General features: G+C 63.3%; 15 protein-coding genes. 5 read left to right on the forward strand and 10 right to left on the reverse strand.

The window, feature by feature from the left end; all coding sequences use genetic code 11:
- Nucleotides 1-4: 4 nt before the first annotated feature.
- Nucleotides 5-1,225 (reverse strand): threonine ammonia-lyase, encoded by a 1,221-nt coding sequence (locus tag GC121_RS01040; protein ID WP_151972271.1) that lies wholly within the window; start codon nucleotides 1,223-1,225, stop codon nucleotides 5-7.
- Between the two features lie 120 nt (nucleotides 1,226-1,345).
- On the opposite strand from GC121_RS01040, the gene GC121_RS01045 reads away from it, so the two are divergent.
- From GC121_RS01045 to GC121_RS01055, 3 genes are all read left to right on the forward strand, one after another.
- Entirely contained in the window at nucleotides 1,346-2,239 is an 894-nt protein-coding gene (locus tag GC121_RS01045) for an NAD(P)-dependent oxidoreductase (RefSeq protein ID WP_151972273.1), read from the forward strand.
- Complete coding sequence (locus tag GC121_RS01050) at nucleotides 2,236-3,942, forward strand: amidohydrolase (RefSeq protein ID WP_151972275.1); 1,707 nt, start codon at nucleotides 2,236-2,238, stop codon at nucleotides 3,940-3,942. The genes GC121_RS01045 and GC121_RS01050 overlap by 4 nt, the downstream gene beginning before the upstream one ends.
- Nucleotides 3,943-4,025: 83 nt before the next feature.
- Nucleotides 4,026-4,265 (forward strand): hypothetical protein, encoded by a 240-nt coding sequence (locus GC121_RS01055; protein WP_151972277.1) that lies wholly within the window; start codon nucleotides 4,026-4,028, stop codon nucleotides 4,263-4,265.
- Between the two features lie 108 nt (nucleotides 4,266-4,373).
- On the opposite strand, the gene tatC is transcribed toward GC121_RS01055, so the two are convergent.
- The 8 genes from tatC to argS all read right to left on the reverse strand — a co-directional run bounded on the left by tatC (nucleotide 4,374) and on the right by argS (nucleotide 11,051).
- Nucleotides 4,374-5,210, reverse strand: coding sequence for a twin-arginine translocase subunit TatC (gene tatC / locus GC121_RS01060; RefSeq protein WP_151972279.1), 837 nt, complete (start codon nucleotides 5,208-5,210; stop codon nucleotides 4,374-4,376).
- Nucleotides 5,211-5,213: 3 nt separating this feature from the next.
- Complete coding sequence (tatB, locus tag GC121_RS01065; protein WP_151972281.1) at nucleotides 5,214-5,675, reverse strand: Sec-independent protein translocase protein TatB; 462 nt, start codon at nucleotides 5,673-5,675, stop codon at nucleotides 5,214-5,216.
- Between the two features lie 24 nt (nucleotides 5,676-5,699).
- A complete protein-coding gene (gene tatA, locus GC121_RS01070) occupies nucleotides 5,700-5,945 on the reverse strand; it encodes a twin-arginine translocase TatA/TatE family subunit (protein WP_151972283.1) in 246 nt (81 codons plus the stop codon).
- Nucleotides 5,946-5,979: 34 nt separating this feature from the next.
- Nucleotides 5,980-6,642: an SMC-Scp complex subunit ScpB gene (gene scpB, locus GC121_RS01075; RefSeq protein ID WP_151972285.1), complete on the reverse strand. Its 663-nt coding sequence runs from the start codon at nucleotides 6,640-6,642 to the stop codon at nucleotides 5,980-5,982.
- The gene (locus GC121_RS01080) at nucleotides 6,639-7,430 is read right to left on the reverse strand and encodes a ScpA family protein (protein WP_151975527.1); all 792 of its coding nucleotides are present in this window, start codon (nucleotides 7,428-7,430) and stop codon (nucleotides 6,639-6,641) included. Before GC121_RS01080 ends, scpB begins: the two co-directional genes overlap by 4 nt.
- Before the next feature lie 23 nt (nucleotides 7,431-7,453).
- A complete protein-coding gene (gene nagZ / locus GC121_RS01085; protein WP_151972287.1) occupies nucleotides 7,454-8,473 on the reverse strand; it encodes a beta-N-acetylhexosaminidase in 1,020 nt (339 codons plus the stop codon).
- Nucleotides 8,474-8,558: 85 nt separating this feature from the next.
- A complete protein-coding gene (locus tag GC121_RS01090) occupies nucleotides 8,559-9,299 on the reverse strand; it encodes an SPOR domain-containing protein (RefSeq protein ID WP_151972289.1) in 741 nt (246 codons plus the stop codon).
- Nucleotides 9,300-9,302: 3 nt separating this feature from the next.
- Complete coding sequence (gene argS, locus GC121_RS01095; protein WP_151972291.1) at nucleotides 9,303-11,051, reverse strand: arginine--tRNA ligase; 1,749 nt, start codon at nucleotides 11,049-11,051, stop codon at nucleotides 9,303-9,305.
- A 126-nt stretch (nucleotides 11,052-11,177) separates the two neighbouring features.
- Here argS and GC121_RS01100 point away from each other — a divergent pair, with 126 nt between their 5' ends.
- The gene (locus GC121_RS01100) at nucleotides 11,178-11,396 is read left to right on the forward strand and encodes a hypothetical protein (RefSeq protein ID WP_151972293.1); all 219 of its coding nucleotides are present in this window, start codon (nucleotides 11,178-11,180) and stop codon (nucleotides 11,394-11,396) included.
- A gap of 6 nt (nucleotides 11,397-11,402) precedes the next feature.
- Here GC121_RS01100 and GC121_RS01105 read toward each other — a convergent pair whose 3' ends face one another.
- A complete protein-coding gene (locus tag GC121_RS01105; RefSeq protein ID WP_151972295.1) occupies nucleotides 11,403-12,053 on the reverse strand; it encodes a hypothetical protein in 651 nt (216 codons plus the stop codon).
- A 104-nt stretch (nucleotides 12,054-12,157) separates the two neighbouring features.
- Here GC121_RS01105 and ispH point away from each other — a divergent pair, with 104 nt between their 5' ends.
- A complete protein-coding gene (gene ispH, locus GC121_RS01110) occupies nucleotides 12,158-13,132 on the forward strand; it encodes a 4-hydroxy-3-methylbut-2-enyl diphosphate reductase (protein WP_151975528.1) in 975 nt (324 codons plus the stop codon).
- The last annotated feature ends 1 nt before the right edge of the window (nucleotide 13,133 follow it).

Genomic DNA, 13,133 nt, shown 5'->3' on the forward strand with positions numbered 1-13,133 from the left:
CGGGTCAGTTCAATTCCGCCTGGCTAACGGCGTAACCCTTGGCGGTGAGCGCCTGCACCAACGCATCGAGCTGCGCCTTGTCGCGCGCTTCGCACTCGATATCGGTCACCAGACCTTTGGCCGGCAGATTGGTGAAAATCCGCTGGTGATAGATCTCGATGATGTTGACGCTGTGCGCGTCGAACTCGCGCATCACCTTGAACAGCGCGCCGGGGCGATCCTGCAAGGTAATCTGCAAACGGGCGAGACGGCCCGAACGGGCGAGATCGCGCAGCAGCACATTGGCGAGAAGGCGGGTGTCGATATTGCCGCCGCACAGCACCAGTCCGATACGCTTGCCACGGAAGCGTTCTGGGTAGGAGAGGATCGCCGCCAGCCCCGCCGCGCCTGCGCCTTCCACCACGGTCTTTTCGATCTGCAACAGCAGGCTGACCGCTTCTTCCAGATGCGGTTCGTCCACCAGCACGATATCATCGACCAGCCGGTTGATGACCACTTGGGTGAACTTGCCCGGCTGCTTGACCGCAATCCCTTCGGCCAGCGTGTCGCCACCGCTGGGCAGATCCTCGCCTTTGAAGGCGTTGTAAGATGAGGGGAAAAGCTGCGCTTCCACCCCGATCACTTCGATCGGATCGGGCATAGCCTTGGCCACCGTCGCCATGCCCGAAATCAGCCCGCCGCCGCCAATCGGCACGACAATGCAATCGAGATCGGGCGCATCGGCAAACAGTTCGAGTGCCGCCGTGCCCTGCCCTGCGGCGACTTTGGGATCGTCGAAGGGGTGCACGAAAGTGAGGCCAAGCTCCTGCTCCAGCGTGCGCGCATGGGCGCTCGCCTCGTCAAACGTCTCGCCTTCCAGCACGACATTGCCGCCCACTGCCTCGGTCTGCATCACTTTCACCACCGGCGTGGTGCGCGGCATGACGATGGTGACCGGCACGCCCAGCCGCGTGCCGTGATAGCTGAGGCCCTGCGAATGGTTGCCCGCGCTCGCCGCAATCACGCCGCGCGCGCGCTGTTCATCGGTCAATTGCAGCAGCGCGTTGAGCGCCCCGCGCTCCTTATACGCCGCGGTGAATTGCAGGTTTTCGAATTTGAGCCAAATTTGCGCGCCGGTAATCTTGGAGAGCGTCTGCGAATACATGGTGGGCGTACGCACCACCGCTCCTGCGATCCGCTGCGCGGCTGCTTCGATATCGGCGAGAGTCAATGTCGGCTCGGTCATGGGGAAGAGCGCCTAGCGGCTGGAACGGCGAAGGGGAATAGGGTGCAAACTATCCTCCCGTGAAAGATTGCCTTTCAGACGCATTGCCTTTGGCGGTCGAACACGGCACCTATCCGCGCCATGACTGCAATCGCTTTTTTGGGCCTTGGCGTGATGGGAGCGCCGATGGCCGGACATCTCGCCCGCGCCGGGTTTGCTGTAACCGGATACAACCGCACCTTCGCCAAGGCAGAAGCGTGGCAAAAGGCGCTGGCGGGCGAAGGCCCGTCGGTCAGCATTGAAGCCGATGCGGCGCAGGCTGCGGCGGACAAGGACGTGGTGCTCGCCTGCCTCGGCAATGACGCGGATGTCACCGCAGTGCTGCTGGGAGAAGGCGGCGTGCTGGCGGCGATGCGCAAGGGCGCGACCTTTGTCGATCACACCACCATCTCGCCAGCTCTCGCCCGCCGGATCGCCGAAGAATGCGCGCGGCTGGGCCTCCACGCGGTCGATGCGCCGGTGTCGGGCGGACAGGCGGGCGCGGAAAACGGTCGGCTCGCGATTATGTGCGGGGGATCGGACGCGGCGATGGCGAAGGCCGCACCGGTCATGGACAACTATGCCGCGAGGATCGTGCATATTGGCGGGCCGGGCGCAGGGCAGGCGTGCAAGGCGGTCAACCAAGTGTGCATCGCGGGCGTGCTGGCGGGTCTGGCCGAAGGCGTACGGCTGGCGCAGGCGACGGGCGTGGATACCGACAAGGTGCTGGAAGCGATCAGCGGCGGCGCCGCGCAGAGCTGGCAGATGGAAAACCGCTGGCAAACGATGGTGCGCGGCGAGTTTGATTTCGGTTTCGCCATCGACTGGATGCGCAAGGATCTCGCCATCGCGCTTGGCGAAGCGAAGGCGGAAGGCCTGTCCCTCCCCGTCGCCGCGCTCGTCGATCAATTCTATGCGCAGGTGCAAGCTGCGGGCGGTGCCCGGCAGGATACCAGCGCGCTTATCCGCCATTTGCCGGAGGTCAATTCCAAGTGAAGTTACTCGCCACGCTGGCAGCCAGTGCTGCCCTCCTCACCGCCACCCCCGCGCTGGCGCAAACCTGGATCGACAATGTCGACGGCATTTCCATCGACCGCGAAGGAAATGTTGATCGCTTCGTCGGCATGGTGATCGATGCCGACGGGCGCGTGGTAGAATTGCTCGATTTCGGCGACGACCCGACGATCACCGTGCAATACCGCAACGATCTTGAAGGGCGGGTGGTCATCCCCGGCTTTATCGACGCGCACGCGCATCTGATGGGGCTCGGCCTCGGCACGCTGGTGCTCGATCTGTCGGGCACCCGCTCGCTGGAAGAGGCACTCGCCGCTATCGCCGCCTATGCCGAGGAATATCCCGACCGCCCGTGGATTATCGGACGCGGCTGGAATCAGGAAATCTGGGGCCTCGGGCGCTTTCCGACCGCTGCCGAACTGGACGCAGTGGTGTCTGACCGTCCTGTCTGGCTCGAACGGGTGGACGGCCATGCGGGCTGGGCAAATACGCTTGCCTTGCAGGCAGGCGGCGTGACGGCTGCTTCGCAAGACCCCTCCGGCGGTCGGATCGAGCGTTTGCCCGGCAGCCGCGCGCCGTCGGGCGTGCTGGTCGATGCCGCCATGCCAATGGTCGGCGCACAGGTGCCGCCACCCCGCGCGCGCGACCGCGAACAGGCGCTCTACAACGCGCAGCAATTGCTGCTGAGCTACGGCATTACCGCGATGGCGGACATGGGCACTACGCTGGAAGACTGGATGACCATCCGCCGCGCGGGCGATGCCGGATGGCTCTCCGTGCGGGTGATGGCCTATGCTGATTCGGTGGAAACGATGCTGCTGATCGGCGGCGAGCGGCCCACCGATTGGCTGTATGACGATATGCTGCGGCTGAACGGGGTGAAGCTCTATCTCGATGGCGCGCTTGGCTCGCGCGGGGCGCTGCTCAAAGAGGATTACGAGGACGATCACGGCAATCGCGGCCTTCCGCTGCTCACCCCGGCGCAACTGCGCAATCTGATGAGCCGCGCTGCGCTCGGCAATTATCAGGTCGCCGTCCACGCGATTGGCGATGCCGCCAACGCCGAGGCGCTGAACGCAATCGAGGAACTGTCCGCCGACTTTTCCGGCGATCGGCGCTGGCGGATCGAACACGCGCAAATCGTCGATCCGGTCGATATCGCCCGCTTCGGCCAGCACGGCATCATCGCCTCTATGCAACCGGTGCATCAGACCAGCGATATGTTCATGGCCGAAGCGCGGCTGGGGGATGACCGGCTGGGCGGCGCCTATGCCTGGCGCACCATTCTGAATACGGGCGGCACGCTGGCTTTCGGCACTGATGCGCCTGTGGAGCCGGTTGACCCGTTGGCAGGACTTGCTGTGGCGATCAGCCGCGCCAATGCCGATGGCGAGCCCTTCGGCGGCTGGCGGGCCGAGGAAGCGGTTACCCGCGAACAGGCGCTGGCCGCCTACACTGCCAATGCCGCCTATGCCGGTTTTGCCGAAGGCCGCTTCGGCACGCTGGCACCGGGCGAGCGGGCCGACTTCGTGGTGCTGTCTGCCGACCCGTTGATGTCCAGCCCGGAACAGATTCGTAGAATCGCGGTCGAGCAGACATGGGTAGCCGGTCGGCTGGTTTATGATGCAGATATGCAACGCCTGCCAGCCGATAGCCCACCACAGGGCGTAATTGTGACAGATTGATACCCAATTTTAGCTCGCCATTAACGCAAAGACTCGTTAGGGGTGTTCCAACGAGGGATTAAATAGTGAGGATTTTACCCGCGATGACTGCCAAGTTGTTCACAACCGCCGCCGCCGCAATCGCCCTGTCGGCTACGCCGACTCTGGCGCAGGAAAGCCAATTTGATCGTGCTCCGGCACCGATCGATGCGCAGGCCGAGCAGATTGACGACAATGGCCCGGGCCTGCTGCTCGCCATCGCCGCGCTCGCTGCAATCATCGCTGCAATCCTGATCGCTGCCGGTCAGGAAGGCGAAGACGAAGTCCTGCCGACCAGCCCGTAAGCTGATCACACATCACCGGATTTGAAAACGGGGTTGCTTGCGGCCCCGTTTTTCTTTGTGCGGTCAGTATGCTTGGGACTTGCTCTCTTGCGGAGAGCGCAGTGCAGTTTAGTTGGTAGGTTCGTCCGCAGCGGCGTCGGCTGCTTCCTCAAGCGGACTGCCCGAGGTAGCTTCGGCCTTCGCCTCTTCCTTCGCCCGCTTGCGTTCGCTCAGCAGCATCAACAGCAGCGAGCCTTCGAACAAGAGCAGCAGAGGCAGCGCCAGCATGAGCTGCGAGATCACGTCGGGCGGCGTAATCAGCGCAGCCACAACGAAAACCGCAACGATAATATAGCGCCGCGCCGATACTAGCTGCTCGCGCGTCACCAGCCCCGCCATGTTCAGCAGCATCAGCAGCACCGGCAGCAAAAAGCTGATCCCGAATGCCAGGATGAAGCGCATCACCAGATCGAGATATTGCCCCATTTCGGGCAGCGCATTGGCCGGCAACCCGCCCGCTTCGCCTTCAAACCCGAGGAAAAACTCGAACGCCAGCGGCATCACCACGAAATAGGCGAGCGCCGCGCCCATGGTGAACAGAATGGGCGTTGCCAGCAGGAATGGCAGGAAGGCGCGCTTTTCCTTGGCGTAAAGCCCCGGCGCGATAAACGCCCAAAGCTGGTTGGCGATAATCGGGAAGCTGATGAAAAACGCCGCAAACAGCGCGACCTTGATCTCGACAAAGAACGCGCCGTACAGCTGCGTGTAGACCAGCTGCCCCTGCCCTTCGGGAAAGGCGCTGGTCAGCGGTTGCACCAGCAGGCCGAAAATCTGGTCGGCGAAATAGAAGCTGATGACAAACGCCACCATCAGCGCCGCCACGGCCTTCACCAGCCGCCCGCGCAATTCAATCAGGTGATCGAGCAGCGGGGCCTGCGTATCGTCCAGATCCTTGATAATGCCCATCGCTCAGCTGTCTTTCGCGGGCGGATCGAGCGGGAGCTCGGGCGCAGTTTCGGGCGCGTCCACCGGCTGCGGCGCTGGGGCATGCGCTGCGGATTTTGCTTCCGCCGCAACCGCTTCTTTCGCGGCAATCCGCTCTTCGGGCGAGAGTCCCTCCAGCCGCGCCTTCTGCTCGGCCGTTAGCTGGCGCGGCGGATAGGCGCCGGTCGGCTCCATCTCGGGCGGTGCGCCATCGGGATGTTCGCGCATGATCTTTTCGTTCTGCGCCTTCCACTTCTTTTCCATGTCATCCAGCTCCGCCTCGCGCACCATGGCGTCGAGTCCGGTGCGGAAATGGGCAGAAAGTTTGCGCATCTTGCCCACCCAGCGCCCCGCCGTGCGGAAGGCGAGCGGCATATCCTTGGGGCCGATGACAAGCACCGCCACAATGACGATCATCAAAAGTTCGGTGGCGCCGATATCGAACATAATGCGCGGCGCTCGCTAGGCAGATCAGGAACGGGGGGTGTCGCCCGAGGTCGTCTCGGTCGTGTCGCTCGTGGTGGAGGCAGGAGTCGGAGCAGGCGCTTCGATCTGTGCATTGGGCTCCGCAGTGCCGCGCTGTTCCTCGCTCATGCCCTTCTTGAAGCTGCTGATTCCCTTGCCGAAATCGCCCATCATCTCCGAAATCCGGCCACGGCCGAACAGGACAAGGATGACGACGGCGATGATCAGGATCTGCCAAATACCCGGCTGCATGAGAATTTCCTTGTGAACGCTTTACCCGTGTAACTTAGGCGCTATCGCCGGGCATTTCCAGCGGTTCCTCGTGATCGCCCGCATCGCCTTCTGCAGCAGCAGCGGCGGCAGCAGCCTCTTCGGCGGCGAGTTGCTCTTCCTTCTGCGCCACCATGTCCTCGTAGGCATCGTCAACCGGATCGAGCAAGCCCGCGGCCTTCAATTCGTCCAGCCCCGGCAAATCCTTGCGCGATTCGAGGCCGAAATGGCTCAAGAAATCGGGCGTGGTGGCGTAAATCACCGGTCGCCCCGGCACTTCGCGCCTGCCCGCTGCCCGCACCCAGCCTGCCTCCATCAACACGTCCAGCGTGCCCGGACTGGTCTGCACCCCGCGAATCGATTCGATTTCCGCGCGGCTGACGGGTTCGTGATAGGCGATGATCGCCAGCACTTCGGTGGCCGCGCGGCTCAGCTTGCGCACCTGTTCCTTCTCCCGCCGCAGCAAATGCGCCAGATCGGGCGCGGTCTGGAATTGCCAGCGCTTTCCGCGCTCGACCAGCACAACGCCGCGCCCGGCATAGGCAGCCTGCAATTCGGCCAGCGCCGCGCGCACATCGGCATCACCCAGATGCGCCGAAATCGCCTCCGCCGTCAGCGGCTCCTCCGCCGCGAACAGGCAGGCTTCCACCGCGCGGGCGAGGTCGGAGACTTGGGTCACGCCACCACCCGCCGCAGTTCCAGCGGGCCAAAGGCGTCCTCCTGCCTGATTTCCGCCTTGCCCATACGCGCCAGTTCCAGCGCGGCGACAAAGCTTGATGCGAGCGCGCTTTTGCGCAGGCGCGGTTCGGCATTGGCGGGCAGGAAGCTGCGAAGTTCCATCCAGTCCAGCGTAACGCCGAGCATGGCGGACACGCGCTGGAGCGCCGAATCGAGCGTCATCACCGGGCGCTCTGCCACCATATGCACCACCGGTTCGGTGCGCAGTTTCACCTGCCCGTAGGCGCGCACAAGGCTGAACCAGTCGCATTGCCAGGCATTCTTGCGCAGAACTTTGAGCCCCTCGGGCGCGCCGCGCGCAAAGACATCGCGCCCCAGCAAGTCACGCGCCATCAGCCGCGCCCCTGCCTCGCGCATCGCCCCCAGCCGTTGCAGCCGCAATTGCAGCCGCAGCGCGAGTTCTTCGGGCGAAGGGTCTTCCTGCTCTTCCTTGGGCAGCAGCATCGCCGATTTGAGATAAGCAAGCCACGCCGCCATCACGAGGTAATCGGCGGCAATTTCCAGCTTCAGCGCCTCGGCCCGCTCGATATAGAGGATATACTGGTCAACCAGCGCGAGAATGCTGATCGCCTTGAGATCGACCTTCTGCCGCCGCGCCAGATCGAGCAGCAGATCGAGCGGCCCCTCCCACCCGTCGAGTTCGAGATAGAGCGCGTTCGAATCGTCCGCAGAAGGTGCAGCGATGCCGCGCCATTCATCGGCGACCGTTCCCTCGCTTGGCGCAGCCATCCGCAGGATGAGGTCTTCCTCACTCACGCTTCGGCCCCGACCAGCTTCAACAACGCGTCGCGGGTGCGGAGGAGTTCTTCGCGCGGCGTGGTGTCCGCAATCACGCCGACACTCTCCAGCGCGCGCTCCAGCCGTTTGGCGGTGGTATCGGACATCGCCGGAAGCGCCGCCACGATGCCCGCCATGTCGTCGATTTTCGCCCAGCAATTGAGCACGATATCGCAGCCCGCCGCCACCGCCGCTGCCGCGCGCTGCGGAATGGTACCGTCGAGCGCTTCCATATCGATATCATCGGTCAGCAGCAGGCCATCAAAGCCGATACGTTGGCGGATGATTCGCCCGATCACCTTTTCCGACAAAGTCGCGGGACGATCCGCATCCCACGCGGTGAAGCGGATATGCGCGCTCATCGCCATGGGTGCATCGGTCAACTGGGCGAAGGGAGCGATATCGGTGGCGAGTTCCGCGTCGGAGGCGGTGACGACGGGCAAATCCTTGTGGCTGTCCACCAGCGCGCGGCCGTGGCCGGGCATATGCTTGATGCAGCCCGCCACTCCGCCGCGCTTCAGCCCGTCGAGCACGGCGCGGCCCAAAGCGGCGACCTGCATCGGTTCGCTGCCCAAAGCGCGATCACCAATCACATCATGCGCGCCTGCCTGCCGCACGTCGAGCAGCGGGAGGTAATCGACCGTGATGCCGCATTCCTGCAAATCCAGCGCAAGCAGCTGAGCATTTGCCCGCGCCGCCTGGATCGCGCTGGCCGGAGCCATGCCGTAAAGCTGCGCGAACACGCCTTGCGGCGGGTATTTGTCCCACACGGGCGGCTTCATGCGGGTGACGCGCCCGCCTTCCTGATCGATGCTGATAAGCAGATTCTCGCGCCCGTGCAGGCTTCGCAGATCATCGGTCAGCGCCCGCAACTGCTCGCGATCCTCGCAATTGCGCGCGAACAGGATGTAGCCTGCCGGATCCGCCTCCGTGAAGAAAGCGCGTTCATCATCGGTCAGGGTGAGACCGGACAGGCCGAAAATCGCGGGTGTCATCGCCAGTATCTACGCCCGAATTCGCCGCATCACGCAAGCATTTACGGATAGCGGGCGGGGGAAAAGACCGGCAAAACCGGCCCTGCTAGCGGATGTAACAGTCCCCGCCACCATTGCGGATCGCGCGGCAGGTGGCATCGGCAGTGGCGCGGTCTCCCGCGATGGCTTGCAAGCGATAAACCCGCGCACCGTTCACATCGCCTTCCACCACGCGATACCGCATTCCGGAAAGCACGCTGAACCGGCCCGTGGCGCTGCGCCAAGCCGCTTCGGCGTCGGCCTGACTGCCAAACGCACCGATCTGGACATAGACATTGCTGCCGCTGGTTGCCGCAGGCGTTGCAGCGGCCCCGCCAGCAGCGCCGGAAGCGTCGTCACCCGATTGATCGACATCGATGGTCGGACGCGGGCTGTCGCCGCCGTCCTCGCCTGCCACACGACCGCGATCCTGCTCACCCTCGGCAACCTGGAACGCCTGGCTGCCGGTCCCTTCGACCTCGGCATCAGCGCCTTCCTCGGGCCGGACCTTGTAGGCCCCTTCGGGCGCTTCGATGGTCGAGCCATCGGGCACCATTTCGGGGTCGGGACGATCCTTGGTGAGCCACCACAGGCCGTAAAGCAGCGCCGCGATGGCAGCGAGGCCGATCAGCGTGATCCAGATCAGGCGGAAATCGAACCCGCCTTCTTCCTCATACTCGTCGGCTTCCAGCCACGGCAAATCTTCGTCTTCGTCGGTAAGGTCGAGCTGCTCTTCCTCCTCCCACGTCGCTTCGATTTCGCCGTCCTGGTATTCCAGGTCCTCGTCCCGATCGCCCGGATTATTCATCGCTCACAACTCCTCGACCGCTTCGACCCCCAAAATGGCCAAGCCGTTTCGTACTATCTGCCCGATTTGGGACGCGAGAAAAAGCCTTGCCGCCGATACATCCGCTTTATGTTCCAGTATGAACCGCTTTTCCGGATTGTCATTCCCCAGATTCCAGAAGGCGTGGAACGCGGCGGCCAGATCGTAGAGGTAAAACGCAATGCGATGCGGCTCCCGCGCGCGCGCTGCCGCCTCGACTTCGCGGGGGAATTGCGCGGCTTGCTTGACCAGCGCGAGATCGGCTTCGGTCAGCAAATCCAGATGCGTATCTGACGGGGTAATCCCCGCTTCCGCCGCCTTCCGCAGCGTCGAGCAGATACGCGCATGGGCATATTGCACATAGAAGACCGGATTGTCTTTCGAGGCTTCCACCACTTTGGCAAAGTCGAAATCCATCTGCGCTTCGGGCTTGCGGGTGAGCATGGTGAAGCGCACCACATCCTTGCCCACTTCCTCCACCATGTCGGCGATGGTGATAAAGTTGCCCGAACGCTTGGACATTTTCGCCGGCTCGCCATCGCGCAGAAGCTGCACCATCTGCACCAGCTTCACATCGAAGGGGGTAACATCACCATTGCCAGCCGACAGCGCGGCGACCGCCGCCTTGATCCGCTTGACCGTGCCCGCGTGGTCAGCGCCCCAAACGTCAATCAGCGCATCGGCGGTTTCGGCCTTCTGCATATGATAGGCGAGGTCGGCCCCGAAATAGGTCCACTTGCCGTCGGACTTCCTGATCGGGCGATCCTGATCGTCGCCAAATTGAGTCGAACGGAACAGCGGCAGCTCGACCGGTTCCCAGTCTTCGGGGGGCGCCTTGCCCTTGGGTGCTTCCAGCACGCCATCATAGACCAGATCCTGCGCCCGCAGCCACGCTTCGGCAGCTTCGGGCTTGCCCGCCGCTTGCAGCGCCGCTTCGGACGAGAACACATCATGCTTGATGCCGAGCTGCGCCAGATCGGATTTGATCACCGCCATCATCCGCTCGACCGCGAAGGCGCGGAAAACCGCCAGCCACTCGGCTTCGTCAGCGCGCTGGTAACGGTCGCCGAATTCCTGCGCCGCCGCTTCGCCAACGGGGATCAGATAGGCGCCGGGATAAAACCCTTCCGGAATCTCGCCAATGTCCTCGCCCAGCGCCTCGCGGTAACGCAAATGCGCCGAACGGGCGAGCGTATCGACCTGCCCGCCTGCATCATTGACGTAATATTCGCGGATGACCTTGTGCCCGGCAAATTCGAGCAGGCTCGCCAGCGCGTCACCCACCACCGCGCCGCGGCAATGGCCCATATGCATCGGGCCGGTCGGATTGGCGGAGACATATTCGACATTCACCGTGGTGCCCGCGCCCATGTCCGACTTGCCGTAGCTATCGCCCAGCGCGGCAATCGCGGCGATTTCTTCGCGCCACACGGCAGGTGCAAGGCGCAGATTGATGAAGCCCGGCCCGGCAATCTCCGCGCTTTCGATCAGCGGATCGCGGGTGAGATGGTCGACGATTTTCTCCGCCAGCGCGCGCGGATTGGTGGCGGCGTGCTTCGCCAGCACCATCGCGGCATTGGTCGCCAGATCGCCATGCGCGGCATCACGCGGCGGCTCCACGCTGACATTGCCGCGCGGGCTGCCTGCGGGAAGCACGGCTTCGGCTTCCAGCGTGGCAAGGATGGCATCGATTTTGGCCGCGAAGGCGACATACAAGGTTTGTGAAGTGGTCATGGGGAGCGCCGTTAGCGTGTTTGCATCCGGAGGCAAAGAAATCGCTGACTTATCTGGCGAATGATCTAGGATCGCACAGAGCGGGTTTGGCTATCGATAACCTGCGTCTAAAAAGGGGGATTTTCTATGCTTCGTATTCTCAAACCATTCGCCATCGGCTTGGTCGGCGGATTTGTCGGCCTCGGCGCGGCGAGCGTTGCGGCCGGTCCGGCAGAGTTTTCCTCTGGAGAGAGCATCCTCAACATTGGTGAGAACGAATATCTCCACGCGTCCGATGGCCGCATTCGTTATTGCTCCCTGTCCGGCAGCTACACTGTCCGAATAAATTGCACCGAATGGGTTTAACGCTACCTATCGCGTGACGTTGTAGGCTAGCTGCTCTTCGGTCAGCTGGAAGCCGATCAGCAGTTCGAACGTGGCGCGCGCCACGGCGGCGCGGACATCGGGTTCGGACAGCGGATCAACCGCGGCGGACTGGTCGCCCGCGCGTCGTCGACGCGTGATGCGTTCGCGGATATCCTCGGGCAAAGTAGCCTCGGCACGGCTGACATAGCTTTCTGCCGCGCCGCTGGCCTGCGCGCGTTCCTGCCCGTCAGCAAAGGTCAGCGTCACCGTGCCCACGCGCTTCGCCACCACCGAGGTGCCGCCGCGCATCACGGTGGAGAAATAGGGCAGTTCCACAGTCCGCGCGCCGCGCGTGTCGCGCCGCATCGCCACCACATTGAACGTAGCGCTCGTATACACCAGATCACCCTGATCGTTGCAAGTGGAGCGGACATTGGTGATCGCCGCAGACACATCCAGCGCATCCGCCGTGCGCGCGCCTTCGCGGCTGAACAGCGTCACATCACCGGTATAATCGGGCACGCCCACTGCCGGGCAGACCGAACGCAGCGCGGTGATGCCGACGCCCTGATCGACAACAAGCTCGCCATCCGAAGCACAGCCCGCGAGCAAAGTGGCGGAAGCGGCGAGAGCAAAACAGGCGGATCGAAACTGCATAAACGTCCTTGATACTGGCACAGGAATGGCGACATGAACGCCAGAGACCTTTGCAAGCCCCCTAGCCCTTTCACCAGAGCCCGACAACCGCTAGAGCCATGACTATGAACGCCCCCTTTCAGGAATCGCCCGTGAATGGCGAGAAATTGCCGCTCAAAGTGCTGATCGCCGCCCCGCGCGGCTTCTGCGCCGGTGTCGATCGCGCCATCGACATTGTCGAAAAGAGCATCGAGCGCTTTGGCGCACCGGTCTATGTGCGGCACGAAATCGTCCACAACCGCTTTGTGGTGGAAGGCCTGCGCGAAAAGGGCGCGATCTTTGTCGAGGAACTGGACGAAGTGCCCGACGATGCGCCGGTGGTGTTCAGCGCGCACGGCGTGCCCAAATCGGTGCCTGCAGAGGCCGAGCGGCGCAAGATGGTCTATCTCGATGCGACCTGCCCGCTGGTGTCCAAAGTCCACCGTCAGGCAGAACGGCAGATCGAAAAGGGCCAGCACATCATTTTCATCGGTCATGCCGGCCATCCCGAAGTGATCGGCACGATGGGGCAAGTGCCCGAAGGCCGGATGACACTAGTCGAAACCATCGAAGATGTGGGCAAGCTGACCTTCTCGCAGGAAGACAGCCTCTCTTTCCTTACCCAGACCACGCTGTCGGTGGACGATACCGCCGAAATCGTTGCGGCCCTGATGGCGCGTTATCCACAAATCGTCGCGCCCAAGGCAGAGGATATTTGCTACGCCACCTCGAACCGTCAGGAAGCGGTGAAGGCGATGGCCGATTCCTGCGATCTGCTGCTGGTGATCGGCGCGCCCAATTCCTCCAACTCGCTGCGGCTGGTTGAAGTGGCGGAGCGGCTGGGCACAACCTCCTATCTGATCCAGCGCGCGGACGAGATCGATCCGGCATGGCTCGACGGAATCGGCACCATCGGCGTCACCGCGGGCGCCTCCGCTCCCGAAGTGCTGGTGCGCGAAGTGGTGGCGAGGCTCGCTGAATGGCGCGCTATCGAAGAGCAGGAGGTCAAGACGACCGAAGAAAAGATGACCTTCAAGCTCCCCCGCGAACTGACCGACTAAC

Source organism: Erythrobacter sp. EC-HK427, from assembly GCF_902498745.1.
GTDB lineage: Bacteria > Pseudomonadota > Alphaproteobacteria > Sphingomonadales > Sphingomonadaceae > Alteraurantiacibacter.